The organism is Caulobacter sp. GSs2 (assembly GCF_058680895.1).
On record NZ_CM178725.1, the window covers coordinates 1,523,300 to 1,548,648 of the forward strand.

Here is a 25,349-nt window from a genome sequence, read left to right on the forward strand (position 1 = left end):
TTTTCCTGCCCCGCTATGCGGGTGAGAAGAAGACGGCCCTGAGCCGCTCGGCAAGCGGATGCGGCGCGAAGATCCGGCCATCCAGCCGCGAGACCGGCCGCACGCCGATCAGGCTGTTGGTGAGGAAGACCCCATCGGCGCCCGCCAGTCGCGCGCCGTCGGCGGCGATCTCCAGCGCCTCGATCTCCCACGACCTTGCCGCAGCCAGCACACGCGCCCGGGTGATCCCGGCCAGCACGCCGCACTCCAGGGCCGGGGTCAGCAGTCGCTCGCCCTCGATCCAGAACAGATTGGCCGCCGCCGCGCAGGCCAGATGGCCGGCATTGTTCAGCATCACCGCCTCGTCGGCCCCCGCCGAACGGGCCTGGGCGCGGGCCAGCACATTGTCGAGATAGGCCAGGGTCTTGAGCCGCGAGGCCGGGGAGCCCTCGTTGCGGCGGGTCTGGGCGATGATCAGGGTCGCGGGCGTTTCGATGGGCGCAGACAGGGCGGCAGTCGCCCTCAGGCGCGGGACGACCTGCGCCGGACGATCCAGACCTCGCCCCCCGGAGCCGGCCGTCACGGTCAGGCGCACGGCGGCCCGGCCCGCAGGCGGCGGCGCGGCAAGGCACAGGGCCCGCGCCGTCTCGCGATCCAGATCCGGCAGACCCAGCGCCACGCAGCCGGCCGCCAGACGGTCCAGATGCGCCTCGATCATCGGGATCGCGCCGTCCAGCGCCAGCATGGTCTCGAACAGGCCATCGCCCAGCAGCAGGCCGCGATCGTCCAGCGGGATCATCGAGTCATCTCCGTCATGGGCTCAGTCAGGGCGCGCTTGAGGGCGGCGATCTTGGTTTCGGTTTCCAGGCGTTCGGCCTGCGGATCACTGTCGGCGACGATCCCCGCTCCCGCCCGCGCCTGAAACGTCCAGCCCTCGCTGTCGCGCTCCAGCCCCACGGTCCTGATCAGCACGCTGGAATCGAAGCTGCCGTCGAACCCCGCCCAGAACAGCGAGCCGCAATAAGGGCCGCGCGGCGGCTCCAGCTGGGCGATGACCTTCATCGCCTGGACCTTGGGCGCGCCGGTGATCGAGCCCGGCGGGAAGGTGGCCCGCAGCAGGTCGGCGACGCTGAGGCCCGGGGCCAGGCGCCCAGTCACCGTCGAGACCAGGTGGTGCACATTGACGAAGGTCTCGACCCCGAACAGCGCAGGGACCTTCACGCTGCCGGGCGGGCTGACCCGGGCCAGATCGTTGCGCATCAGGTCCACGATCATCAGGTTCTCGGCCCGATCCTTGGCGCTGGCCGACAGCTCGGCGATCATCACCGCATCCTCGGCCGGCGTCGCGCCGCGCCGCCGGGTGCCCTTGATCGGCTTGGTCTCGATGGCGCCGTCCGCGCCCGACACCTTCAGGAACCGCTCGGGCGAGTTGGAGACCAGCGCCCTGCCCTCCAGCCGCCAATAGGCCGAGAACGGGGCCGGGCTCTGGGCGCGCAGGCGGGCCAGAAGGTCGAACGGATCAACGCCGTCCGCCAGCCGTCCGGTCCAGGCGCGGGCAATATTGGCCTGAAAGATTTCGCCGCCATGGATTCGGGCCACCACATCCGCGACAGCGGCTTCATAGGCTTTGCCGTCGGTGGCGGTCAGGGCCGCGCACAGCGGCCCTTCGACCGGCGGCCGCGCATCGACGGCCGCGTCCAGCCAGGTCAGCGCCGCCCTTGCCCGCTCGCCGGCCTGCGCGTCGGTGTCGCCTCGCCCGACGGCGACAACGCGGCGCGCCTGATGGTCGAAGGCCAGCAGGGCGCTGTAGCGGGCGCAGGCCAGGTCCGGCCAGCCGGTGCGGCCAAGGCCCAGGCGCTCAACCCTGTCGCCCAGCTCGTAGGTTCCCAGACCCACCACGCCGCCCTGGAACGGCGGGCCTTCGGGATCGACGGGCAGGTGCGGACCGATCAGGGCGCTCAGGGCCTCGAACGGGTCGCGAGGATCGGCGGCGTCCAAGGTCAGCACCGCCTCGGGCGCACGCAGCAGATACGACCACCGCTCGCCGCCGCCCGACAGCAGGGCGCAGGCGTACGGCTCGTCCCGAAACGGCTGCAGGGCCCGGACCGGCTCGCGCCAGGGGGCGGTTAGGAGAGCGACGCGATACATGGCTGGGGATTTAGCAGATGCTCCCCCTTTGGGGGAGCTGTCGCGGAGCGACTGAGGGGGCCATCTCGGCATCGGCCGCGCTGCCCCCTCCGGCCCTCCGGGCCACCTCCCCCCGGAGGGGGAGGATCTAGATCTAAGCCTCGCGCTCGCCGCCCTTGACGAGGAACAGGCCCAGCGCGCCCAGCAGCAACAGGCCGACGATCGGCACGAAGCCCGCTACCTGGCTCTGGAAGATCCGGGTCGCCAGGGCCACCAGCAGCGAGCCCAGCCACACCGTCGCCGTGCCCGAAAGGGCGAACAAACCAAAGAAGGCGGCGATGCGGTCAGGCGGCGCCAGGCGCACCAGCAGGGTGCGGCTCGAGGCGTACTGCGCGGTGACGAACACCGCGATCAGCAGGCCCAGGCCCAGATACAGAACCTCGGGCAGGGTGCGAAACAGCGGCCCGTTCCACAGCGGCGCATGGGCGGCGGGATCAAAGCTCCAGAAATAGAGGATCCTGTCGCGGCCCATGCCCAGGGCGGCGATCAGCACGATCAGGCAGCCGAAGATTTCCAGCTGCACCGCGCGGCGCGGTCCCAGGGTCCTGTCCAGCCACGGCGCCAGGAAGCCGCCCAGCACGCCGAAGATCGACAGGCAAATGCCATAGGCCAGCATCTCCAGCGCGCCCCAGCCCATCAGACCGGCGGCGAACAGGCCACTGAACACCAGCAGCGCCGTCATGCCGTCGCAGTACAGCATCCGGGTCGCCAGGAATGTCGCGACGTCCTTGTGGCCCTTGAGGTTGCTCAGGGTGTCGACCAGCAATCGCGCGCCGTGGCGCAGGCTGGCCGCCATCGACAGGCCGGTGCGCGGCGCATCGCGGGTCCACAGCAGGAACGGGATCGCCCCCAGCAACATCACCCCGGCCGCCATCGGTCCCGACAGCCGGGCCGGCTCGTTATTATCGGTCGGCAGGCCAAACAGTGGCGCGGCCGGCACGCCGGGCCAGTCCACCGCCCCGGGCAGCACAAAGGCCCACATCATGAAGATCAGCAGGCTGACCGACAGGCCGTTGGCCATGGCATAGCCCAGCCCCGACACCAGCGGCTCCTGCCCCGGCTCGGCGGCCCGCGACAGCAGCGAATTGTTGAGCACGTCGCCCCAGTTATAGGACAGGCCCAGCACGATCAGGACAAAGCCGATCAGGGCCACGGACGGCCCGTCGTTCGGCTGGGCGAACCACAACAGCACCAGCAGCGGCAGCATGATCGCCAGTATGCCGATCAGGAACGGCTTGCGGGGCCCAAAGCGCTCGATCGAGGCCCCCAGCAGGGGGGCGGTAACCGCCGTCAGCAAACCCGTCGCGGTGGCGATGTCAGCCACGGTCGCCTGACCCTTGACCGGATCGCCGACCAGCACCCGCGAGAAATAGGGCGCGAAGATGTAGATGGTGATCAGGACGACATAGGCGTCGCGCGACCCCTGATGGAAGATCCAGCTGAGCGCGCCTTTTGACAGACCCCCCGGTTTGCCGCCCGCCGACACGCCCGCCACATCACTCATGCCCTACCCCGGTACGAACGCCGTCTGATGCGGCGCTTCTACGGGAGCGTGGCGGTTAAACGGGCGTTTGTCACGGGCGACTTTAGATCAGGATATGCGCCCGCACGGCCTCGCGCATTTCGGCGTCCAGACCCACGGCCTGTTCCAGATAGCCGTCCAGCGAGCCGTGCTGGTCCTTCATCGCGGCGAAGGCGGCGGCCAGGTACTGGGCCTCGACGCCCATGGCGGCGCGTATGGCCGCCTCGGTGGGTGTGCGGCCGGTCATCTCGTGGATGATTTCCATGAACTTGGGGCCGCGGCGCTCGAAACGGGCGGGGTCATTGGTCAGCAGATAGTCGTCGATGACGTCATCGTCCGACACGCCGGCCACATGATGGGTCAGGGCCGCCAGTATGCCCGTGCGGTCCTTGCCGGCGGCGCAGTGGATCAGCACCGGTCCCCGGGCCTGCGCCAGGGCGCGGAAATAGCGCGAGAACAGGTCCAGATGGCGTTCCTTGAACGGCGCCCGCTGATAGTACTCGACCATATAGGCCTGGATCGAGCCTTCGGAGAGGTCGGAACCCTTCAGAAACTCATGCCAGGGATCGGGGCCGGTCGCGCCCAGTTCGTTGTCGATCACCTCGGCGGAAAAGCCGCTCCAGCGCCGCGAGGGCGACCGCTCGCGCTCGTTGGGACGGCGCAGATCGACCAGGGTGACGATGTTCAGGGCCGCCAGGGCGTCCAGGTCAGCGTCGGTGGCTTCGGCCTGGTGGGCGGCGCGATACAGCACGCCCTTCTTCAGCCGGCCAAGACCAGCGGCGTAGTCGCCATAGTCGCGGAGGTTCTCGACGCCTTGGAGCGGGATGTGTCGGGTCATGTCAGGGGTGTTAGCGCGACCGGATGACATTGGCGAGACGTTGCTACCGCCTCAGCCACGGCGCCAGGCGGTCCTGCACCGGCTGATCCACATAGGTGTGAAACAGCCAGGCCGCGCCATAGGCCAGGGGGAAACCGGCCAGCCACATCAGCCACTGCCAGCCGATGCCGATCGGCACGGTGTCGATCAGCTTGTGGATGGCGCTCCAGTAGATCACCCCGACGAAGATGTGGGTGATGAACAGGGCGAAGGACAGCTTGGCCCCCTCCTCGATCCAGGCGCTGGGTCGCTGCACCGGCAGACGGCCGGCGCCCAGGATGATGCAGCCGATGGCGGCCAGGCTGGGCAGGTCGAACCACAGCACATTGGGCAGGGCGTAGCGATCCAGGGCCTGCCACCCCACCAGCACCACGACGCCGCCATACAGCAGCGCCCGGGCCGCCTTTTCCGACGGCCAGTCCATCTCGACGGCCCGGGCCAGGCACACGCCCAGAATGAACAGCGGCAGGGCCCGCACGACCCCGAACTGGAACCGCAGGTCGGCCAGGGCCTGGTCAAAGCCGAAGCGGGCGATCAGTTCGAAGGCGATGATGATGGCCGCGCCCACCAGCGGCAGGATCATCGCGTGGCGCACCTTGTCGGCCGCCCGCCACATGAACGGGAAGATCGCGTAGCAGACGATCAGGGCCGACAGCGACCAGCTGGGCAGGTTCCAGCCGTCGCTGGGAAAGCCCCAGGCGTGAACCAGCAGGGCCTGGACCGGCAGCTGGTCCCAGGCGAAGCGGCTGGGCTTGTGGGCGTCGGTGCCGATGGCGTTGAGGACCAGCACCAGCACCGCCATGGCCGCCAGCACCATCAGGTGCCCCGGCCAGACGCGGGCGGCGCGGCGCAGCCAGAAGCGGGCCGGCGTGATCTTCCCCGACAGGGTCGAGGCGCCATAGGCCCGGCCCAGCACATAGCCCGACAGGATCAGGAAGAAGTCAGTCGCCAGAAAGCCGCGCGAGAACACCTGGTGGAAGCGCTCGATCCGCATCGGGCTCTCGGCCCCATAGTGGTAGAGCACGATCAGCAGCGAGGCCAGGAAGCGCAGGAAGTCGAGGGCCCCGCCCCGGACGGCGCGGCGGGCGCGGGCCATCACCGGGGTCGGGACCGGGGTGGATGCGTCGGAGGGCGAAGCGGAACTGGACACCCCTTGGCCTTAACAAAGCCGGCCGCGCGGGAAAAGCCATCGCGTCACGTCATCTTGCGGCGAGACGGCGCGACGCCTATCTGTAACTTATACTGTTTCTGAAAGACTTCGCCATGACCCGCATGCCCGTCCTGTTCGTCGGCCACGGCTCGCCGATGAACGCCATCGAGGACAACGCCTGGAGCCGCGCCTGGGGCCAGATGGGCCGCGACCTGCCCCGCCCGCGCGCCATCGCCATGGTCAGCGCCCACTGGGAGACGCAGGGCGCCACCGCCGTCAGCGCCTCGGCGGCGCCCGAGACCATCCACGATTTCGGCGGCTTTCCGCAGGCCCTGTTCGACGTGCAATACCGCGCGCCGGGCGATCCGGCCCTGGCCGCGCGCATCGGCGCGCTGCTAGCGCCCGACCCCGTGGTCCAGCATCCCACGCGCGGCCTCGACCACGGCGCCTGGGGGGTGCTGCGACCGATGTATCCGGACGCCGATATTCCGGTGGTGCAGATCAGCCTGGATCGCGGCCGCTCCAACCGCTGGCACTATGAGGCCGGCCGGCGCCTCGCGGCCCTGCGCGACGAGGGCGTGCTGCTGATGGGCAGCGGCGACATCGTCCACAACCTGCGCGCCGCAGACTTCCGCCGGCCCGAAGCGCCCGAGTGGGCAGAGCGCTTCAACGACACCGCCAAGGCCCTGATCGCCTCGGGCGACCACGACCCGCTGATCGACTGGCAGGGCCTGGGCCCCGACGCCGAGATCTCGATCAACAGCGCCGAACACTATCTGCCGCTGCTCTATGTGCTGGGCGCGCAGGCTGCGGGCGAGCCCGTCAGCTTCTTCACCGACGACGTCTTCGCGGCGATCTCGATGACGGGGATCAAGGTGGGCTGAACGCAAACAACGCCCGTGCCGGGGGAGCACGAGCGTTGCGCTTTTAGGGACGCCGGGGCCGGCCGGGGGGGGAGCCGGGTTGTCCGCGTCGAGTCTTAGATTGGTGGGCGAACGCGGCTTTGCAACGGCGCGACTGGGGTCATTTCAAGATCGACTGTGGCAGCAGGTCGCCAGAACAGCCAGCCGCCCAGACCTCACAATCAGGAACGGTCGATCCGCGTGCTCCACCAGAGCAGAAGCGGCATCAGGATCACCTCGGCCAGAAAGGAGCCCAGAATGTCGGGCCCGAACTGGACGTCGAACCGGAGGGCGCTGAACCGCGCCAGCCCGCCGATGATCGTCAGAACCAGCGCGGTCTGAATGGCCGGCTTGAGCGGCCGCAGGTTCCAGGCGCCGGCCAGAAACAGCAGGCCCACCCCCAGCCACAGCCCCCCCAGAAACCGGACGTGACTGTCGTGGGCCGCATAGGCGTCGGCGTGGATGGCGGCGACGAAGTCGGTCGGCCCTTGCAGCCCCAGGGTGGCGATGCCGCCCAGGGCGACATTGGCGCCCGTCCACAAGGCCACCAGGCCAAGGATGAAGATCGCGGTCCGAAAGGCGCGTTCGCTGAGGGTCAGATGATTCTGCATGAGGGGGTCCTGGGGCGGGCCGATGCCCTGGTGGGGCGGTCGCTAGCGCGAGACGCTGCGGAGATAGGCGATCAGGGCGTGACGATCTTCGGCGGACTTTACCGTGGCCTTCATCCGCGTTCCGGGCGCCAGTCGCGACGGCGCCGTCAGCCACTGATCCAGCGTTTGCTCGGACCAGACGAGGCCCGAACGGGCCAGGCTCGAAGAATAGCCAAAGTTGCCGAGGCTGCCCGCCGGGCGCCCAACCACGCCCCGCAACGACGGTCCCGACCTGTTGCCGTCCAGGGCATGGCAACCGCCGCAGCGAAACATGAATTGCAGCCTTCCTCGTTGAACCGAGGCGGCGGCGCCCGCGTCCTCGTCCAAAACGGGGGAGGCAGCTGTTAGGGTGACGGCAAGGCAAAGCCAGGCCACGACGACGATCGGTTTCATACGGCCTTGCCTATTATTTATAACGCGTGATAAATAATAATCAGCGAAGGAAGTCAAGTCTGTGAGTCTGGACAAGGGAACCGTGAGCGCGCGCAGAGGCCGACCGGCGCGGAGCGGTGGCGACATCGCGGCGATGCGAAAAAAGGTGGCCAATGCCGCCGCGCTGCTGTTTCGCGAAGAGGGCTACGCCTCTGTGTCCATGCGCCGGCTGGCCAAGGAGGTCGGCTGCACGCCGATGACCCTCTATGCCTATTTCGCCAGCAAGGCCGACATCCTCAGCCATCTCTGGGAAGGGATCTATGATGAGGTGTTCGCCGAGTTGAGCGCCCTGGCAGGGTCGATCGACAGCCCCGCCGATCGCCTCACCGCTGTCGCCGCCCACTATGTCCGCTACTGGGTCGGGAACCCGGAGCGCTATCGACTGGTGTTCATGACCGAAGGCGTCAGCCAGGCCGAGGTCAGCAGCTTTCTGGAGTCCTCCGCCGCCGTCGGCCACCACCAGCTGTTCTTTGGTCTGGTGCGTGACGTCCTGGGAAGTCAGGGCGAGGCAGACCTGAAGCCCAGGAGCGAAGCCCTTCTCTGCGGTCTGCTGGGCATAGCCCACAGCCATGTCACCATTTCCGGCTACCCTTGGTGCGCACCGGAGGTCCTGACCCGGCAGATCGTCAGCGCCCTGATGTCACCATCAGATCGGAAAGAGCCCTAGGCGGGTCAGCGCCCGCGCCTATATCTGAAGCCTACCCGCCAGGACCTCGCCCATGACCAAGCCCCTGAAGATCGATTTCGTCTCCGACGTGTCCTGCCCCTGGTGCATCGTCGGCCTGGGCGGGCTGGAGACGGCGCTGGAGCGCGTGGGGGATCTGGTCGAGGCGGAGATCCATTTCCAGCCCTTCGAGCTCAATCCCAACATGCCGCCCGAAGGTCAGAACATCGTCGAGCATATCGCCGAGAAATATGGCGCGACGCCGGAGCAGTCGGCCGCCAACCGCAAGGCCATCCACGAGCGTGCGGCCTCGGTAGGCTTCACGATGAAGACCAGCGAAACCAGCCGGATCTACAACACCTTCGACGCCCACCGCCTGCTGCACTTGGCCGGCATAGTGGGCGGCCAGAAGGCCCTGAAGCGCGCGCTGTTCGACGCCTATTTCACCGATGGCCTCAGCCCCGCCGACCATGACGTGCTGGTGGCGACCGCGCAGAAGGCCGGCCTGGACGGCGCGGCGGCCCGCGACGTGCTGACCTCCGGCCAATATGCCCAAGAGGTGCGCGACGCCGAACGCGCCTGGCACACGGCGGGCATCAGCTCGGTCCCCGCCGTGATCATCAATGACCGCTACCTGATCTCGGGCGGCCAGCCGGCGGAGTATTTCGAGAAGGCCCTCCGCCAGATCGCCGCCGAGGCCTGAGCCCTACACTACCTGGGTCGCCGTCCCCGCCACCATGTACCAGGTCAGCAGCAGGCCGCAGATCACGCTCGCCGTCGCATAGCCGCCGGTGCGCTTCCAGGTGAAGACGCCGATCACCGCCATCAGGGCCGTCAGCGGCAGGAACTGAATGGCCACCACGGTCGACAGCGGGTCGAAGGCCGTGGGCAGGCGGCCGGTCAGGAACAGCGCGCCATAGTCCAGGGCCAGCAGCAGGGCAAAGCCGCCGCTCAAGGCCAGGACGGCGCTGGCATAGCGAGCCAGATTGCTCTCGCCGGCCACCGGGATGCGGGCCAGCAAGGTGCGCAGGGTGACGCCAAAGGCCAGGGTCAGGGGCAGCACATAGACCAGCACCTGATCCGCCTGGCCCAGGCTGAGACGCTTCAGGGCCACGACCCAGAAGCGGAAATCGACCAGGAACAGGCGATGGGCCAGCTCCAGGGCGGCATAGACCACGCCCACACTGACGATGCCGATCAGCACAGACAGTCGCAGGGACCGACTGAACGCCGGCTTTTCGCGCTTGCCAAGGGCGGCCAGACCCAGGGTGATCAGGCCGGTCAGCACAGCCCAGGTCAGAACCTGGTTGGTGATCCCCTGCTTGAGGATGGCGTTGGGCGGCAGGGCGACCATGCCCAGGATGAAGAACGGGAAATAGGTCAGGGCCGGCAGCAGGGCCGTGATCGCGACGCCGCGCCACCAGCCGCCGTCGCGGCGGGCGACGGTGGGCTGTATCGGCTGACGCAGGGCCTTGAACAGCGGCAGGGTCAGCAGCGCCTGGAACGTCCCCAGCAGCAACACGACGGCGCCGATCAGGGCGACGCCCGTGCCGGCTTCCTTCCACATCCAGATCTGGTCGCTGGCCGGACGCGGCGTTCCGCCGTTCAGGGTCAGGGCGAACCAGTCCAGCGCGTGGCCGATGGCGGCGGGCGAGATGTGGTCGCCGGGATGGGTGGTGGCGGGGGTGTGGAGCACCCGGGCGGTTCCGTCGGCGATCGAGCCATAGACCTTGCCCGGCTGGACCGGCGCGCCCGTCCCGAAAACGGCCTGCAGCTTGGCGCTGCCGGTCACGTCCTTGGCCCGGTCGACGCCCCACATCAGCTTGGAAAACTCGTCATACTGGCTGAACACCAGGGCCAGGTTGCGCGGCCAGGTGGGCGAGCCGTCGGCGGCGAACGGCTTGCCGGTGGATGAGCCCTCCAGCACCACCGCCCGGTAGGCGTCCGGCATCGTCGCGGCGGCGGCCAGCACCGTCCAGCCGCCCATGCTGTGGCCTTCCAGGCCGATATTGGCGGGATCGACGGTCGGCAGGCTGCGCAGATACTTCAGGCCATCGGGACCACCAAAGCCGTTCGAGAACGCCGCGCCGCCGCTATAGCCGTGACCGGTCTGGTCCAGGGCCAGCACCACATAGCCGCGCCGGGCGAACTCGATGGCGAAGCCGCTCTGGGTCTCGCGGGAATTGATATAGCCGTGCACGGCCAGCACGCCGGGGGCCGGCGTCGCTGAGGTGGCGTTGGGGGGCGTATAGAGCAGGCCGCTCATCGGCGTGCCGCCCGTTCCGGCGAAGGTCACCTCGGTGACCTTGATCCCGCCCGCCGTCTGGACCTTCCAGGCCAGCGCGCTTCCGCCCAAAACCAGGACCAGGCCCAGCACGAACAACAGCCATGGCTTGCGCATGACATCCCCTCCCCCGCGCCGGTCGATCGCCGGCTTTGCGGGGGAACGTAGAGGAGGATGGGGGAATGTCGAATCCGGACCAACCTCAACTTGTCATCCCGGAAGCCTCGCAGAGGCTGTCCGGGACCCAGGGGCGACCGCATTGCATTGGCCCCTGGGTCCCGGCGCTCCGCTGCGCTACGGCCGGGATGACAAGCAAAATTTCGAGATCAAACCAGCGCGCCGGCCTTTTCCGCCGCCGCCAAACGCTCGGCCATGCCGGAGCCGTACATCCGCTGCACGCGCTCCAGCACCTTGGCCGGCGCGGTTTCCGGCCGTCCCGAATTGAACGGCGGCGCGGGGGCGTACTCGACGCCCAGCTGGATGGCCTGGGCCACGTCCTCGCCGGCGATCTCGGCGGCGATGGTCAGGGCGAAGTCGATGCCGGCCGTGACCCCGCCGCCGGTGAAGACCTTGCCGTCGCGCACCACGCGGGCCGGATCAGGGATCGCGCCAAACAGGGCCAGCTGGTCGCGCCAAGCCCAGTGGCAGGCCGCCCGCTTGCCTTTCAGAAGCCCCGCCGCGCCCAGCACCAGCGAGCCGGTGCAGACCGAACAGACATAGCGCGCGCCCACAGCCAGACGCCGGATCTCGTTGAGAAAGGCGGGATTGGCCATGGCCTCGGTGGTCCCGAACCCGCCCGGCGCCACCAGCACGTCGCAAGCCTCGACATCGCTCAGGCGCGGCAGGTGCGCGAAAATCAGGCCGTCAGCCTCGATCTCGCCGCCGTCCAGGCAGGCGACCGTGACTTTCGCGCCGGGAAGGCGGCACAGGATCTGGTGCGGACCGGTGAAGTCCAGATGGGTGACGCCCGGAAACAGGGCGAAGACGATGTTGAGGGGTTCGACTTCTCTGGGAGCGAGGGGGGCCATGAGGACATCTCCATTTGACGCCGCATCATCCCGCGCCTAGCGTCTGGCGGAAATGACTTAATTCCCTCGGATTCCGCCATGCCCCGCACGATCGGCTTTCTGGTCTTTCCGGACTTCCAGCTGCTGGACGCCACCGGCCCGATCGCGACGTTCGAGATCGCCGCGCGGTTCTCGCCGGGGGCTTACCGGCTGGCGTTCCTGTCGCGCGACGGCGGCATGGTGGCCAGCTCCTCGGGCATGGCCGTCACCACCACCGCCCTGGCTGACGCGCCTCCGCTGGACACCCTGATCGTTTCGGGCGGCGACGGGGTGCATGGGCCCGCGATCTGTGAGGCCACCCTGGCCTATGTGCGTGACACCGCAAAGACGGCCCGCCGCGTCGCCAGCGTCTGTTCGGGAACCTACATCCTGGCGCAGGCCGGCCTGCTGGACGGCAAGCGCGCCACCACCCACTGGAGCCGGACGAAAGACATCCAGAAACGCTATCCGGCCATCAAACTCGAGCCGGACAGGATCTTCGTCCAGGACGGCATGATCTGGAGCTCGGCCGGCATCACCGCCGGCATCGATCTGTCCCTGGCCCTGATCGGCGCCGACGAGGGCGAGCCCGTGGCCCGCCGGGTGGCCCAGCAGCTGGTGGTCTATCACCGCCGCCCTGGCGGCCAGTCGCAGTTCTCGGCGCTGATCGACCTGAAGGCCTGGCGCTTTGACGCCGTCATGGCCTGGGCCCGCGAGAACCTGGCCGAAGCCTTAAGCGTCGAGCAGCTGGCCGACCGCGCCGCCATGAGCCCGCGCAATTTCGCCCGCCTGTTCGCTGCAGAGACCGGCGTCACCCCGGCCAAGGCCGTGGAACGCCTGCGCGTCGAGGCCGCCCGCGCCCTGCTGGACAGCCAGCCGCTGCAGGTCGAGGACGTGGCCCTGGAGACCGGCTTTGGTGATCCGGAACGGATGCGCCGCGCCTTCATCCGAGCGTTCGGCCAGCCGCCCCAGTCGCTGCGACGCACGGCCAAGGCGGGATAGGCGGATCGACATTCAGGATCGCGACGGCGGCCGATCTCTTAAACTCCGTCATTCCCGCCCTTGTGGCGGGAACCCCTCTGCCCGCCGCAGGTGCGGGAGGGACGGACCGCTGGCGGTCCGCTTGCGCTTCACGTGCGAGCTGAACCAGGGGTTCCCGCCACAAGGGCGGGAATGACGGTGAATAAAGGACAATGGTCGGCTGAATGTCGATGAGGTCTAGTCGGGAAAGCCTAGTGCCCCCCGCCCCGCGCCGGATGCGGCATCTTCGCGACATCCGCCGCCGTCACCGGCTTGGCGTAAGCGTTGCCGAAACTGGTGCGGATATAGGTCACCACCTGCGCGATCTGCGCATCGTCCAGCGGTCCCGCCAGGCTGGGCATGCCGCCCTTGCCCATGACGACGGCCGAGATCGGATAGGCCGCCCCGGCCAGACGGGGATTGGACGCCAGGGCCGGGATGGTCCCCGCGCCCACGCCACCCTTGGCGTCGGCCATGTGGCAGGCCTGGCAGACGGCCTCATAGACCTGCTGGCCCGTAACCGGTTTGGCGACGCGAACCACGCCGCCGCCGGTGTCGCCGCCCGCGGGGGTCTGGGCGACAGCGGGCGCGGCGATGGCCAGCAGGCCACCGATGATCGCAAAGGAAAGACGAACGGTCATGCTCAGGCCTCCAGGGCGCGCTTATGCAGGCGGGTAATGGCGTCGATGGATGAGAGCAGCGCGCCCTCCATCCAGCAGCCGACATAGGAGGCGTGCTCGCCGGCCAGGACGATGCGGCGGTCCATGCCCACCAGGGTCTGGTAGTGCTCCTTGCGGGACTCCTCGGTCCAGCGGGCGCAGCAGCCCAGGGCCCAGGGCACGCGGCTCCAGGCCACCGAGGCGCCGCTGGCGAACTCCTTGCGATAGCTGGCCGGGTGCAACACCGAGCCCTGTTGCAGGGCCACCTCGATCCGCTGCTCGGGCGTCATGCCGGCCAGGCGATAGGCCCCCATCTCGCGGGCGAAGGCCCCCAGCAGCACGGCCGGGCCATCGCCGAAGAAGTTGCTGTTGGGATAGGAGATCAGGGCGATCTCCTGGTCGGTGAAGCTGTGGCCGCCATAGATGGAGTCTTCCTCCTCCCAGAAGCGGCGGTTCATCTCCAGGCCGATCTTGACCTGGCCCGAATAGGGCACGGCCTTGATGGCGGCCATCATCTCGTCGGTGACCTGGGTGTCGATCTGGCCCAGCACCGACAGCGGGATGGTGCAAACGCACCAGTCGGCCTCGGCGGTGACCACCTTGCCCGTCTTGGTGTCGGCATAGGTGACGGCCACGCCCTTGTCGTCCTGGGCGATCTTGCTGACCTTGGCATTGTAGGTGATCTGGCCCTCGACCTGCTTGGCGAAGGCCTTGCCAATCATGTCCATGCCGCCCACCGGCTGGAACATGGTGGTCTGCATCTCGTGACCCATGAAGAAGGCCATCGAGGTCCAGACCTGCGGGTCCAGCACATCGTGGAAGTCGTAGAGGGCCGACGGGATCGGCGCGCCGTTGATCCCGCCGCCGGGCGGGCGCTCATAGCCCCGGTGCGAGGCCGAGCGCAGGTTGGAAGCGTACTTGTAGTCCTTGTCCAGCATACCCCAGCCCTTCAGGGCCTCCAGCAGGCGCTCGCGGTCTTCAGGGGTGACCTGGTCGTCGAGGGCCTTGGTGTTGACCGACTTGGCCAGTAGCTCGGCGACATTGCCCTCGAAGTCGGCGGCGGCGGCCTTGAACCGCACCGGCTTGCCGCCGAACGACTGCGACGAGTGGATCCAGGTGTTGTGGTTGAACTGGATAAACGGCTCCAGCGCCACGCCGAACGACTTGCAGTAGTGCAGCAGGGTCTTGTGATGGTGCGGGATCCGCCAGGGTCCGGGATTGAAATAGTTGCCCGGCGCATAGCCGACCTTCTGGATGGCCCCGCCCAGCTCGGTATAGGTGTCGCCGCCGCGCAGCGACCAGTTCCGGCCGCCGGCCCGGTCCTGGTATTCGAGGATCTGCACCTTGTAGCCGGCCTTGGTCAGCTCGTGCGCCGCCAGCATGCCGGCCAGACCCGCCCCCAGCACGATCACCGACGCGCCCTTGCGCGCCCCGGCCAGGTTGGGCGGACCGGCGAACTGCGTCTCGGCCGCATGGCCCAGGGTGGTCATGGCCTGATACAGCGCCGCCGTGCCTCCGACGGCGGCGATGGCGGACAGCAGCTGTCGCCTTGTGGGTGTTCGCGCGCCCAGTTCCATCCGACGAAATCCCCTCGCGCCGCCCGTCCGGCGGCTGTCGGGATCGAGCTAACGAGGACTCGGGCGGCTTGGCGCGGGGGATGTGAGGTCGCAGGGGATCAATGGCGAGGCGTCAGCCATTTGGGGCGCCCTGGGAACGGGGGTGCGCAGGAAGTATGCAGCCAGCGCTGCGCATGGAGCGTGCGCGGGGCGCTTCCCTTGGGCTTGACGCCCGATCGGAGAGGTTTGGAACTTCTGAGACGGGGGGCTGACTTACACCGATGGTCGGTGAGGCAATTCCTGCGGTGAGTTCTCCACCGGTGGCGACGCGGGCAGCGGACTGGGGCGCAGCGCGGCTGGCATGTCGAGGCTGCTCAGAACGTTGCGGAACTTCTGCGTAAACGCCCAGGCCTCTCCGCTGGGGAGCGAGACCAATCGAAATACCGGAGTTTCAGGCGATTCATCAAAACCGGTACGGCTCAGCTTCTCGAGGACCGCGCCGAGAACAGCAAGGGTCCAATCGGTGCGCCGACCGCGGACTCGGCCTACGATTGCCGCAAGCTCGTCCAAGGTCGCGGGCTCGCCAAGCTGGCGCAGCGCCGAGACGAGGTATACCGCGGGCTCGGGCGCATCACCTCTCGACAGTCGCGCACCTTGAAAGCTTATGATGTTCACGCTGGCTCCTTCATCACCAACCCGCTGGACAGTTGCTTGCTAGACTTCGTCCCAGCCGCCCGCCTGTAGGGTCGCTCGACCTGTTCCCATCGCCGCTGCGATCTTCACCTGCTGTCTCGCGACGGGATTTCGCCCGGGGCGATCCTGACCCAATCCAGCGGGCTGCGGCCGGCTGCGCGTCGCGTCCCCTCCAGTCTGAAAGCGTGCCATCAGTTCCCCGAGTTCATGCGCGCTAGACCTGAGATTGGCCAATGCGCAAGTACTCCCGCGCATCGAATTCTCCCCGCCCGAGCTTCGCCCAGAAGTCAGCATATTCGGGACTGCGCGCGAAAGCCGGCTCCTCGAACAGACTGTGGCGCCGCCCCTTGATCTCGGAGAGGGCGTACCCCAGCGCCGTGCAGAAGTTCTCGTTGGCAGTCAGGATTTTTCCGCTGGCGTCGAACTCGAAAATGGCCAGCGCACGCGCGATAGCGGCCAACGTCTGCGAGGCGCTCGAGTCGGAACTGGACCGAAGGCCGAACATGTAGCGCTCCAAAATCGGGGACAAATATTTTCAGCGATCTACAAAATTCAGATCTACCGATTTCACTTCAAATTTAAATTCCTCAACCAGCAAAATATATGACTCTGGTAAATGTGAAATTAATCCTAAAGGTGCAGGAATCATCCCAAAGGTGAAGCCACAATATTTGGTTTGCACTCCTGGAATATTGTTCTGCGCAAATGGAATACTACTCCACTTCAACGGCAAAAACACTTGATGCAACCTTTGGGGGAGGCCTGGGTGACCGGCCAACTCCTGGCGACGATACGCTCTTGTCGTCTCGCACTATTCTGTTGGCGACGGATCAGGACAGCCTGGCAGAGAGCCTGCGGCTCAATTACGGGGCAAGCCTCGTCAGTGTCGGTCACACAGACGCACCCTTCTTTGCCCTGGCGCGTCGCGTGGAAATCGGTGGCGTTCACCTGCACTATTGCCGCTACGACACGCCCGTGGAGATCCAATTCCATGACATGGCCGGCATCAGACAGATGTTGTGCCTGTCTGGACAAGGACGGTTTTCATCGGCGGGACAGCAGGTCGATATCGATCTCGACAACACCACGATCATTCCGCCCGGCGCGTCATTTCTGGCCTCTTATGGCGCCAGCTATAAGCAACTCGTGACCCAGTTTGACGAAGGCGCGCTGCGCCTTAAGGCGGAGGCCATCATCGGCCATTCGCTCCCTGGCCCACTGAATGTGCGGACGCTTGAGGCGCTTCCGACCGCTCCCCGCCTCCGCTCGCAGGAGATCGCTCGAACCCTGGCCCGGATCCTGGCGGCGGACACGCCTATCGACAGGCCAATCGTTGAAATGGGCCAAGCCCTCAGCTCCGCCTTCCTCTTCGAGAACGTCGCCGGTTTTGCTGAACGCTTTACCGATGAGCCAAAAAGCGCCTCGGTAGCCAATGTGCGGGTGCTTGAAGAGTACATTCACGCAAACTGGAACCGCCCTCTGACTGTTGAGGAAATTGCAGTGGCCTGCAGCGTCAGCGTTCGGAGCGTGTTCAGCCGGTTCAAGCAGCATCTCGGGACCGCGCCGCTGACCTATCTGCGCGACCTTCGCCTCGACCACGCCCATCAACGATTGCTGGATGGCGGCGAGGACTCCGTGATCTCCATCGCCCTGTCCTGCGGCTTCTCCAGCTTCGGGCATTTCGCCCGCCGCTACCGGGAGAAGTTTGGGGAACTCCCGTCGACCACTCTTGCTCGTCGCCCGCGCGTCTAGCGACCTTTGTTCGACAGCGGGTCGCGGTTCGAAAGTCACAGCCCGTGCAAGAGTAAAGGCCGCGCGGTGCGCGATCCGGGGGGCGCCCGTCGCCCTAGCCCCTCGCCTCAAGCTTGCCAGCCAGCGCCGCCACCTGGGCCTCCAGCCGGGCTAGGGCCTCGGCGTTGTGCCGGCTCAGTTCGGCGATGTCGCGCTCGCGCAGGGCGTCCAGCTTGGCGTGCAGGTGCATGATCTCGAGCTCGGCGCGCAGGTTGACGACATAGTCGTGCTCGGCGTTCTGGCGGTCCTTCAGGGCCTGGCGGTTCTGGCTCATCATGATCACCGGCGCCTGCAGGGCCGCGACCGTCGACAGCAGCAGGTTCAGGAAGATGAAGGGATAGGGGTCGAAGGCCAGGTCGAAGCGCTTGAGCACGACGTTCAGCGCGATCCAGGCCATCAGCGCGGCGCTGAATCCGCCGATGAAGGCCCACGATCCGCCCACCTTGGCCACAGAGTCGGCCAGCCGGTCCCAAAAGGTGCGATCGTCATTGATCAGCGTCTTGTTCAGGCCGGTCGGGGCCTCGTCGCAGATCAGGTCGATGACGCTCTTCTGGACGTCGGTCAGGTCGTCATAGGCAACCGAGAGCAATTGACGGGAAAGCTGATCCAGACGGTCGTCAATATTCATTCACATTCTCCCGAGCCCATCTCGATTGACACACGCGCCAGCGGCAAGTCACGGTCTAGCCGTCGCGACGCCGACGCACCCTATCCCGCGCTGGAGACACCCATGGCCTACAAGTTCATAATCAAGAAGGACAAGGCGGGCGAGTTCCGCGTCAACTTCGTCTACAACAGCGAAGTGATGTTCTCGACCGAGGGCTATTCGTCGAAGGCCTCGGCCAAGAACGCCATCGAGTCCTTCAAGAAGAACGGCCCCGAGGCCGAAACCGACGATCAGACCGACTGATCCGCGCCTTTGCGCCCGCGCCCCCCGAGCACCTCTTGGGTGGGCGCGGGTCTTGACCCCTCCCCGTCCTCGGCGTCTGATCGCTGATAACAAATAAGGGGAGGATCGCCGATGAGCGCCAATGCTGACGTTGCTGCCAAGGGCCGCAAGACCATCTTCATCACCGGCGCCGCCAGCGGCATCGGCCTGGCCAGCGCCAAGCGCTTCGTTGCGGCGGGCTGGTTCGTCGGCCTGTCGGACATCGACACCGCAGGCCTGAAAGCCGCCCTGCTGGCCATCGGCCCCGCCAATGGCGCGACGTTCAAGCTGGACGTCCGCGACCGCCAGGCCTGGGACAACGCCCTGGGCGAGTTCGGGCGGATGACCGGCGGCAAGCTGGACGCCCTGCTCAACAATGCCGGCATCGCCCGGTTCGGAAATCTGGAAGAGCTGAGCGAAGCCGACTGCGACCTGCAGATCGACATCAACATCAAGGGCGTGGTCAACGGCGCGCGGGCCGGCCTGCCGCTGCTCAAGGCCGGCGGCGGGCGGCTGATCAATGTGGCGTCCTGCGCCGGCCTCTATGGCTCGCCCAAGCTGGCGGTCTATTCCGCCACCAAGTTCGCGGTGCGCGGCCTGTCCGAGGCCCTGGACGTCGAATACGCCCAGCACGGCGTCAGCGTCGCCTGCGTGATGCCGTGGTTCATCGAGACGCCGATCCTCAACGCCGGGGCGGCGGGCAGCAACGAAAACATGGCCGACGCCCTGAAAAAGGGCGGGCTGGAGGTCTATCCCGTCGAGGACGCCGCCGAGGTGGTGTTCAAGTCAGCGACCGGCAAGGACCTGCACTACATGGTGGGCAAGCGGGCCAAGCAGATGCGCTTCGCCAGCAGCCACATGCCCGGCTCCGTCAGGAAGCAGCTGCGCTCGCGGCCGCTGATGTCGTCCTGACGCCGTCGGCCGAGCTCTTGTCGACCACTGGCTTGGCCGGCGCGGAAGCCGGCTCGGTCAGCTGACCCAGCGGGCCGCCCATGCCGTTGCCGACCGGCGCGGCCTGGGCGGCCGGCGCAGCGATGGCGTTGGCCGCATAGACGACGCCGCCAAGACCGCTCCCCAGACCGCTCATCGGCTTGCCGTCGGCGGTGATGCCGGCGATTTCCGGAGCGTTGGGCATGTCGTCCAAGGTCGAGGGACGCGGGGTCGACGAGAACGCGCCCGGCGCGCCGGCCCGACCGCCGAAGCGGTAGAACACGTGCATGCCGACCTGGGCGACCTTCAGCAGGCGCGGACCCCAGCCCGGCGCGACGCCGGTGGTGTGGAAGTGGGTGGCCGAACCGACCTCGTTCATCACGGCCCCGCTCAGGGCGCGCGAGGCGATCTTCTGGGCCCGGCTCCAGGCGCCGCGTTCGCGGCCCCGGTTCATCGAGCCGTCGCAGGCGAAGCTGAACTGGCAGCCGATCTTGCGATAGGCGCCCTGGAAGACGACGCCGCAGATGGATTTCGGGAAAGCCGGATGGCGGACGCGGTTCAGCACCACCTGGGCCACGGCGGCCTGGCCGCTGGGGGTCTCGCCACGGGCTTCGTAGTAGACGGCCTCGGCCAGGCAATCGAGCTCGCGCGAGCTTTCCAGCACATTGCCGAAGCGGAAGGGCGAAGCGGCCGGATTGAACGGACCGCCATAGCTGGCGCGCAGCATGAGTGGGCCGCTGCGGGGAACCGAAGCATCGGCTCGGCGGTTCTCCAGACGTGCGACCAGCAGGGAAATCTGGCGGTCGCGCTGAGCGGCGCCCGCGACGGTGTAGGGGTCGTGACGACGGGCCACGGCGAGCGCGCCCTGGTCCATACGCGACGCGGCATTCATCAGGGCGACGTCGGAGAAGCCCTCCGAGGCGCCGTCTGCAAGGCGTGTAACACGGGCGTGCTGGCTGGCGGTCTGGGCAAGCCCACCCGCCAGATAAACGGCGCCCAAAGCCAGGCCCGTAGCGGACCCGACCAATACGGCGCCGACCAGCGCGCGCGCATCTGCGCGCGTCTGCGACTTGATATACAAAACTCGTGTCCTGCGCGGCGAGGGCGAACCGCCCCCCGACAAAATCACTTCTGAGAACCCGGAAATCTTACTGTCGGGCAGTCCCAGAAGCGGGGGTTCGGCCGTTTCACGATATGGCCGAAAACCCACTTGTGACCGGCTTATGAACGATATGCGCTCGAGTCGCAAGCACATGCCGCAGTGCAGCATTGAATCTGGGCCCATTGGCCGCAGTCAAGATCGTTAACGCCTTGATTCGCTAGAAAAACCCGACAGTGAAAAAAATCGCTGCTCTGCCGCAGCGCGAAGCATTGATCGGACTGTTCTAAACCCCTTGATTCAGGGAACGCCACGCCATCGAGCGTCGTTACTCAAGCCAGACAAATACCGTCTAAGAGGAGCGCGCCATGACCCCCAAACCCAGTGCCTGCCGGACCCTTTCCCTCGCTGCCCTGGCCACGCTTTCCGCCCTGGTTCTCAGCGCCTGCGGCCACAATATGGAGCAGCGGGCGGCGACCGGCGCCATGACCGGCGCGGTGGTCGCCGGGCCGGTCGGCGCGGTGGTCGGAGCCGGGGTCGGGGCGGTGGTCGACACCGCCGCCAAGCCGAAGAACTAGGGCTTCAACCGGCCCGGGATCCGTCCCGGGCCGGCCGCAGCAACCGCCAGCCCTCGATCAGGATCTTGCCGGCGCAGACGGCGGCGGCGATCACGGCGACGACCCTGAAGGTATGGTCGGCGACATGGCGAAGGGTCACGAAGTCCTCGGCCGAAGCGCCCGGCCCGGCGAAGGTCACCAGCGGCATCTCGCGCCACAGGGCATAGGCCAGGACGATGCCGGCGATCGACAGCACGATCTCGGCCACCGCCCGCGGCCTGATCCAGGACGGGCGGATCACCAGGATCAGGCCGGACAGCGCCTGGCCGATGGCCAGCAGCAGGATCGGCGTGTGCAACTGGGTCAGGATCGGCGCCAGCGTGATCTGCAGTTCGCCGTCGTGGCCAAACGGCCCCCGGCTGCCGGGAAAGTCCACGACGCCGGCCCACCACAGGGCGAAGAAGGTCATGAAGATGACCTCGAACAGGGCCTCGAAGCGGGTGGTGCGGAACCACGACTTCTTCGTCGAGATGTGCGGCAGGTCGCTGACCCTCCACTGGCCAAAGTCGCCGGTCTTGATCCAGCCGCGCTCGACCATCGCCCCGATGATGGTGATCACACCGATCAGTTGCAGGGCTGTGGGAATGAAGTCGTGGATCACGCGGCTGGGGATGCCCGCCATGCCGCCATGCGCTCCCGTCAGGCCCTGGACCACCGCAGGAATGACGCCGACGACGAGGGCGATGGCCAGGGCCACCTTCACCGCGAAAATGTAGAAGGGGTAGAGCTCCACCCCAATCAGGGCGCGCTGGGGTCCGTAGCGGCCGGCCACGGCCAGGGGATGGCCAAAGTCGCGAAACAGGGCTTCGAGAGCCTTTTTGTCGAGCGGGCGGCCCTGCTGGGCCTCCTTCTCCTCGATACGGCTCATCAGAACGTCGCGCAGCTCGGCGACGATGTCCTGGCGTTGGCCGGCGGGCAGCAGGGCGGCGATGGCGCCCAGATAGCGGTCGAGCAGATCCATGATCCGTCCTCTCCTCAGAGCAGGGGTTGCAGGGTGTCGTTGATGGAGCGCCATTCGTCGGCCAGCCGGGCCAGAACGGCCTCGCCCTCGCTCGACAGGCGGTAGAAACGCTTCTTGCGCTTGTCTTCCTCGCGCCACTCGCTGGTCAGCAGGCCCTGCCCTTCCAGCCGGCGCAGCATGGGATAGAGCGCGCCTTCGTCGATCTCGACGCCCACCGAGGCCAGCGCCTGGCGCAGGCTGTAGCCGTAGCGCTCGACCCGCAGTTGGGCGAGGACGGCGAGGATCAGGGTTCCGCGCCGAAGCTCCTGGCGGAGCTGCTCAAAGATGTCCGTATCGCTGGGCATGGTGTGCGCCGTATCGTGTGCGCCACATGGTGTGTGACACACACTGTGTGGCGCACAGTGAACTGAGAGTCAATCGCCCGCATCCCGATGTTCGCTGGCGGCGTATATCCGGGTGAAGCTCGCCCCGTCGGGCCAGGAGATCCAGACCATGCACCGCCGCACCCTCTTCGCCCTGCTGGCGACCAGCCTGGCGTGCTCCGGCGTCCCGGCCGCCGCCCAGGCCCCGCTCGACATCGCCGCCCTGCGGCTGGCTACGGTCGGGGCGTGGGAGGGCAAGCTGGAGTATCGCGATTATCAGGCCGACCGCTGGTTTGGCATTCCGATGAAGGTCCGGATCGAGGACGGCGGCGACGGCGTCACCCTGATCCGCAAGGCAGACTTCGACGACGGCCCCAAGGTGGGCAATGTGCGCATCACCACGGTGGACCTGCTGGATACGGCCACAGGCCAGGAAACCTCGGCCAGCTTCCGCAAGGGCCGCGAGACCAGCCTGGAGACCAGCGCCCTGCGCCTGGCCGCGCCGGCGGTCGACGCCAGCCACTGGACGATCATCGCCGAAACAGACAGCCGCGATGACGACCGTCCGGCCCGCCTGCGCGTGACCACCGTCCGTGACGGCGACCGGATGACCACCCTGAAGGAGGTCGACTTCCTCGACGACGCCGCCGAGGCCTGGATCCAGCGCAACCGCTCGACGCTGACCCGCGTCGGCGGCTGAGCCGGACAACCGGGGCGCAGGCGGGACACCGAAGCGCCGCCTGCGCCGGCCGGCCTATTTCACGTCGGTCACGAACTGATCGCGCGGACGGCGGACCTTCTCGAGATTGACCAGCCAGTCGCCCTCGGGCTGGCGATAGCCCAGCGGGATGATGACCACCGAGCGTAGGCCGCGCTCACGCAGGCCGAGGATCTCGTCCAGCGAGGCCGGATCAAAGCCCTCCATCGGCGTCGCATCGACCTCTTCAAACGCCGCCTGGGCCAGCGACAGGCCGACAGCGATATAGGCCTGACGGGCGGCGTGCTCATAGTTCAGCTGGGCGTCGCGCTGCGGATAGGAGGCCAGCAGCATCTGGCGATAGTTCTCCCAGCCCTCGTTGCGGACGCCCCGGACCTCGTTGACCAGGTCGAACATGTGGTTGATGCGGTCGGCCGTGTAATTGTCCCAGGCGGCGAACACCAGAAGGTGCGAGCCGTCGGTGATCTGGGCCTGGTTCCAGGCGATGGCCTTGATCTTCTCGCGCACCTCAGGATTGGTCACCACATAGACCTCGAACGGCTGCAGGCCGCTGGAGGTCGGGGCCAGGCGCGCAGCCTCGACAATGCGCTCGACCTTGTCGTCCGACACGGCCTTGGCCGGATCCATCTTCTTGGTGGCGTAGCGCCAGTTCAGCTTTTCAAGCAGCACGGGGAACCCTCGATAGGCCGCAACGACGCGGCGATGACCCCATTTGGCGGCGCGCCGCTCAAACCGCAACGGGTCCGGTTCCTGATTTTTCCGCACCTGACAGACGATGCCCCGCCCCGTTGCGGGATTTTCGCTCACCGCCGTATTCCGACGATAAACTCGACCCGCATCTCTGGGTGGATTGCAGAATCACGCCATGAAAGATGACGGCGTCTCTGTTTTGGCCGGGCCAAGGTCCAGATCGCTTGAAATGGGTTCCTGGCCGACCGCCTGGACCTGAAAAGCCCACGGAACACCAGCGCCACGTCTTGACCAGTATTCTGACCAACAGATGGGCCGCCCTGGCGGCGCAGGCGCTGAACGCCGCCAACAAGACGCTGATCACGGCCCAGACCCGTATCGCGACGGGGCTTCGCATCGCCTCGGCCAAGGACAACGGCGCGCTGTGGGGCGTGGGCGTGCGCATGCGCAGCGAGGTCAGCGCCCTGGGGACGGTCAAGGACAGCCTGGGTCGCGGCCAGTCGCTGCTGCAGGTGGCTTCGGCCGGCGCCGAGCAGATCGTCGACCTGCTGGCCAAGGCGCGCGAGAAGGCGGTGGCCCTGCGCGACACCTCGCTGTCGACGTCCGCCCAGGACGCCCTGCGCGCCGATATCCAGGCCCTGCAGGACCAGATCGAGCGCGCCGCCCTGCAGGCCGAGTTCGACGGCAAGCGCCCCCTGGCCGACAAGCAGGTGCCGACCACCGTCACCTACACCTCCAGCAGCTATGGCGCGGCCACGCCCTCGGCCCTGACCCCGGCCTCGCTGAGCGGGTCGATCGCGCCCAGTTCCGGCGTCGCCTCCCAGACCGTGGTGCGCGACGGTGGCACGGCGTCCGGGCGGGTCGATCTCTATCTGGACGCCTATTCGGTGCCCGACGTGCTGGAGATCTGGCAGGGCGGGACCCGCGTCGCGGCGACCGGCCGGGCCTATGTCGCCGCCGGCGCCGGGGTCGGGGCCGGAACCGCCGTCTCGGGCCAGAACATCCTCAGCTTCGACTATCACCCGGCGGCCGGGCGAAACCTCGAGTTCCGGTTCAACGAGAACGGCAGCGCCAGCGGCACGGCCTGGGCGGCGCCCGGCGTGGAACTGCGCGCCCTCGCCTCGCCTCGCCCCGTCGCGGCGACCTCTTCCACCGTCGTGCCCGGGGTGCTGGTCTCGGCCCCGCTGAACTACGCCTTCGTCTCCGGGACCGACGGCGAGGCCGAGAGCGTCTCGTCCAAGGCCATGACCCTGAACGCCCTGGGGCTGGACCGGATCGACTGGAGCCAACCGGGCGGGGTGCTGGAGAGCATCGACATCGCCGTGACCAAGGCCAATGAGGCCGCCGTCTATTTCGGCCAGCGCGCCGACGCCTTTGACAGGCTGGTCGCCCAGACCGGCCAGCTGGCAGACACCCTGGAGACCGGGGTCGGCAATCTGGTCGACGCCGACCTGCCCCAGGAAAGCGCCCGGCTGGAAGCGGCCCAGAGCCGCCAGTCCCTGGCCGTGACCGCCCTGTCGATCGCCAACGCCTATCCCCGCTGGCTGGCCGAACTGTTCCGCTAGGCCGACTGCCGCCACCTGCCGCCAGCCTGCTGACACCAGGCGTCAGCAGCGCCCCTAGCCATCGACC

General features: G+C 67.5%; 28 protein-coding genes. 10 read left to right on the forward strand and 18 right to left on the reverse strand.

Annotation, left to right across the window (positions count from 1 at the left end; translation table 11 throughout):
- Positions 1–13 precede the first annotated feature (13 nt).
- The 5 genes from ACW17Z_RS07415 to ACW17Z_RS07435 all read right to left on the reverse strand — a co-directional run bounded on the left by ACW17Z_RS07415 (position 14) and on the right by ACW17Z_RS07435 (position 5,661).
- A complete protein-coding gene (locus tag ACW17Z_RS07415; protein ID WP_492058193.1) occupies positions 14–778 on the reverse strand; it encodes an aminotransferase class IV in 765 nt (254 codons plus the stop codon).
- Complete coding sequence (gene pabB, locus ACW17Z_RS07420) at positions 775–2,127, reverse strand: aminodeoxychorismate synthase, component I (RefSeq protein ID WP_492058194.1); 1,353 nt, start codon at positions 2,125–2,127, stop codon at positions 775–777. Before pabB ends, ACW17Z_RS07415 begins: the two co-directional genes overlap by 4 nt.
- Positions 2,128–2,260: 133 nt before the next feature.
- The gene (locus tag ACW17Z_RS07425) at positions 2,261–3,670 is read right to left on the reverse strand and encodes an MFS transporter (RefSeq protein ID WP_492058195.1); all 1,410 of its coding nucleotides are present in this window, start codon (positions 3,668–3,670) and stop codon (positions 2,261–2,263) included.
- Positions 3,671–3,752: 82 nt separating this feature from the next.
- Positions 3,753–4,526, reverse strand: a complete 774-nt coding sequence (locus tag ACW17Z_RS07430) for a tyrosine-protein phosphatase (RefSeq protein WP_419320119.1) — start codon at positions 4,524–4,526, stop codon at positions 3,753–3,755.
- Between the two features lie 43 nt (positions 4,527–4,569).
- Positions 4,570–5,661: an acyltransferase family protein gene (locus ACW17Z_RS07435; protein ID WP_492058499.1), complete on the reverse strand. Its 1,092-nt coding sequence runs from the start codon at positions 5,659–5,661 to the stop codon at positions 4,570–4,572.
- Positions 5,662–5,828: 167 nt separating this feature from the next.
- Between ACW17Z_RS07435 and ygiD the strand changes: the two genes are divergently transcribed.
- The gene (gene ygiD / locus ACW17Z_RS07440) at positions 5,829–6,599 is read left to right on the forward strand and encodes a 4,5-DOPA-extradiol-dioxygenase (RefSeq protein WP_492058196.1); all 771 of its coding nucleotides are present in this window, start codon (positions 5,829–5,831) and stop codon (positions 6,597–6,599) included.
- Positions 6,600–6,799: 200 nt separating this feature from the next.
- On the opposite strand, the gene ACW17Z_RS07445 is transcribed toward ygiD, so the two are convergent.
- Positions 6,800–7,228, reverse strand: coding sequence for a DUF4345 family protein (locus ACW17Z_RS07445; RefSeq protein WP_492058197.1), 429 nt, complete (start codon positions 7,226–7,228; stop codon positions 6,800–6,802).
- Between the two features lie 42 nt (positions 7,229–7,270).
- The gene (locus ACW17Z_RS07450; RefSeq protein ID WP_492058198.1) at positions 7,271–7,660 is read right to left on the reverse strand and encodes a c-type cytochrome; all 390 of its coding nucleotides are present in this window, start codon (positions 7,658–7,660) and stop codon (positions 7,271–7,273) included.
- A gap of 82 nt (positions 7,661–7,742) precedes the next feature.
- Here ACW17Z_RS07450 and ACW17Z_RS07455 point away from each other — a divergent pair, with 82 nt between their 5' ends.
- On the forward strand, positions 7,743–8,366 hold the full coding sequence (locus ACW17Z_RS07455; RefSeq protein WP_492058199.1) for a TetR/AcrR family transcriptional regulator: 624 nt from the start codon (positions 7,743–7,745) through the stop codon (positions 8,364–8,366).
- 52 nt (positions 8,367–8,418) lie between these two features.
- Entirely contained in the window at positions 8,419–9,066 is a 648-nt protein-coding gene (locus ACW17Z_RS07460) for a DsbA family oxidoreductase (protein WP_492058200.1), read from the forward strand.
- A gap of 3 nt (positions 9,067–9,069) precedes the next feature.
- On the opposite strand, the gene ACW17Z_RS07465 is transcribed toward ACW17Z_RS07460, so the two are convergent.
- Positions 9,070–10,764, reverse strand: a complete 1,695-nt coding sequence (locus ACW17Z_RS07465) for an alpha/beta hydrolase family protein (protein WP_492058201.1) — start codon at positions 10,762–10,764, stop codon at positions 9,070–9,072.
- A gap of 209 nt (positions 10,765–10,973) precedes the next feature.
- Complete coding sequence (locus tag ACW17Z_RS07470; RefSeq protein ID WP_492058202.1) at positions 10,974–11,675, reverse strand: DJ-1/PfpI family protein; 702 nt, start codon at positions 11,673–11,675, stop codon at positions 10,974–10,976.
- 78 nt (positions 11,676–11,753) lie between these two features.
- Between ACW17Z_RS07470 and ACW17Z_RS07475 the strand changes: the two genes are divergently transcribed.
- Positions 11,754–12,695 carry a GlxA family transcriptional regulator gene (locus ACW17Z_RS07475; RefSeq protein WP_492058203.1) on the forward strand — a complete coding sequence of 314 codons (942 nt, stop codon included), beginning with the start codon at positions 11,754–11,756 and terminating at the stop codon, positions 12,693–12,695.
- A gap of 230 nt (positions 12,696–12,925) precedes the next feature.
- On the opposite strand, the gene ACW17Z_RS07480 is transcribed toward ACW17Z_RS07475, so the two are convergent.
- From ACW17Z_RS07480 to ACW17Z_RS07495, 4 genes are all read right to left on the reverse strand, one after another.
- Positions 12,926–13,354, reverse strand: coding sequence for a c-type cytochrome (locus ACW17Z_RS07480; RefSeq protein ID WP_492058204.1), 429 nt, complete (start codon positions 13,352–13,354; stop codon positions 12,926–12,928).
- Positions 13,355–13,356: 2 nt separating this feature from the next.
- On the reverse strand, positions 13,357–14,949 hold the full coding sequence (locus tag ACW17Z_RS07485; protein WP_492058205.1) for a flavin monoamine oxidase family protein: 1,593 nt from the start codon (positions 14,947–14,949) through the stop codon (positions 13,357–13,359).
- Positions 14,950–15,201: 252 nt separating this feature from the next.
- The gene (locus tag ACW17Z_RS07490) at positions 15,202–15,603 is read right to left on the reverse strand and encodes a hypothetical protein (protein ID WP_492058206.1); all 402 of its coding nucleotides are present in this window, start codon (positions 15,601–15,603) and stop codon (positions 15,202–15,204) included.
- Positions 15,604–15,835: 232 nt separating this feature from the next.
- Positions 15,836–16,126, reverse strand: coding sequence for a PAS domain S-box protein (locus ACW17Z_RS07495; RefSeq protein WP_492058207.1), 291 nt, complete (start codon positions 16,124–16,126; stop codon positions 15,836–15,838).
- Between the two features lie 200 nt (positions 16,127–16,326).
- Here ACW17Z_RS07495 and ACW17Z_RS07500 point away from each other — a divergent pair, with 200 nt between their 5' ends.
- Positions 16,327–17,373 carry a helix-turn-helix transcriptional regulator gene (locus ACW17Z_RS07500; protein ID WP_492058208.1) on the forward strand — a complete coding sequence of 349 codons (1,047 nt, stop codon included), beginning with the start codon at positions 16,327–16,329 and terminating at the stop codon, positions 17,371–17,373.
- 94 nt (positions 17,374–17,467) lie between these two features.
- On the opposite strand, the gene ACW17Z_RS07505 is transcribed toward ACW17Z_RS07500, so the two are convergent.
- Positions 17,468–18,040: a DUF1003 domain-containing protein gene (locus ACW17Z_RS07505; protein ID WP_419320106.1), complete on the reverse strand. Its 573-nt coding sequence runs from the start codon at positions 18,038–18,040 to the stop codon at positions 17,468–17,470.
- Positions 18,041–18,142: 102 nt separating this feature from the next.
- On the opposite strand from ACW17Z_RS07505, the gene ACW17Z_RS07510 reads away from it, so the two are divergent.
- Positions 18,143–18,322 carry a YegP family protein gene (locus ACW17Z_RS07510; RefSeq protein ID WP_419254254.1) on the forward strand — a complete coding sequence of 60 codons (180 nt, stop codon included), beginning with the start codon at positions 18,143–18,145 and terminating at the stop codon, positions 18,320–18,322.
- Positions 18,323–18,433: 111 nt separating this feature from the next.
- Positions 18,434–19,252 (forward strand): SDR family oxidoreductase, encoded by an 819-nt coding sequence (locus tag ACW17Z_RS07515; RefSeq protein WP_419320105.1) that lies wholly within the window; start codon positions 18,434–18,436, stop codon positions 19,250–19,252.
- Here the strand turns inward: ACW17Z_RS07515 and ACW17Z_RS07520 are convergent.
- The gene (locus ACW17Z_RS07520; RefSeq protein ID WP_492058209.1) at positions 19,212–20,351 is read right to left on the reverse strand and encodes a cell wall hydrolase; all 1,140 of its coding nucleotides are present in this window, start codon (positions 20,349–20,351) and stop codon (positions 19,212–19,214) included. The genes ACW17Z_RS07515 and ACW17Z_RS07520 overlap by 41 nt on opposite strands.
- Positions 20,352–20,737: 386 nt before the next feature.
- Here ACW17Z_RS07520 and ACW17Z_RS07525 point away from each other — a divergent pair, with 386 nt between their 5' ends.
- Positions 20,738–20,947, forward strand: a complete 210-nt coding sequence (locus ACW17Z_RS07525) for a hypothetical protein (RefSeq protein ID WP_492058210.1) — start codon at positions 20,738–20,740, stop codon at positions 20,945–20,947.
- Between the two features lie 4 nt (positions 20,948–20,951).
- Here the strand turns inward: ACW17Z_RS07525 and ACW17Z_RS07530 are convergent, their stop codons facing one another.
- Positions 20,952–21,947, reverse strand: a complete 996-nt coding sequence (locus tag ACW17Z_RS07530; protein ID WP_492058211.1) for a hypothetical protein — start codon at positions 21,945–21,947, stop codon at positions 20,952–20,954.
- Between the two features lie 14 nt (positions 21,948–21,961).
- Positions 21,962–22,291 carry a PadR family transcriptional regulator gene (locus ACW17Z_RS07535; protein ID WP_492058212.1) on the reverse strand — a complete coding sequence of 110 codons (330 nt, stop codon included), beginning with the start codon at positions 22,289–22,291 and terminating at the stop codon, positions 21,962–21,964.
- A 148-nt stretch (positions 22,292–22,439) separates the two neighbouring features.
- Between ACW17Z_RS07535 and ACW17Z_RS07540 the strand changes: the two genes are divergently transcribed.
- Positions 22,440–23,009: a hypothetical protein gene (locus ACW17Z_RS07540; protein ID WP_492058213.1), complete on the forward strand. Its 570-nt coding sequence runs from the start codon at positions 22,440–22,442 to the stop codon at positions 23,007–23,009.
- 54 nt (positions 23,010–23,063) lie between these two features.
- On the opposite strand, the gene ACW17Z_RS07545 is transcribed toward ACW17Z_RS07540, so the two are convergent.
- Entirely contained in the window at positions 23,064–23,696 is a 633-nt protein-coding gene (locus ACW17Z_RS07545; RefSeq protein ID WP_419321401.1) for an NAD(P)H-dependent oxidoreductase, read from the reverse strand.
- Between the two features lie 308 nt (positions 23,697–24,004).
- Here ACW17Z_RS07545 and ACW17Z_RS07550 point away from each other — a divergent pair, with 308 nt between their 5' ends.
- Complete coding sequence (locus ACW17Z_RS07550; RefSeq protein WP_492058214.1) at positions 24,005–25,282, forward strand: flagellin N-terminal helical domain-containing protein; 1,278 nt, start codon at positions 24,005–24,007, stop codon at positions 25,280–25,282.
- Positions 25,283–25,349: the final 67 nt, after the last annotated feature.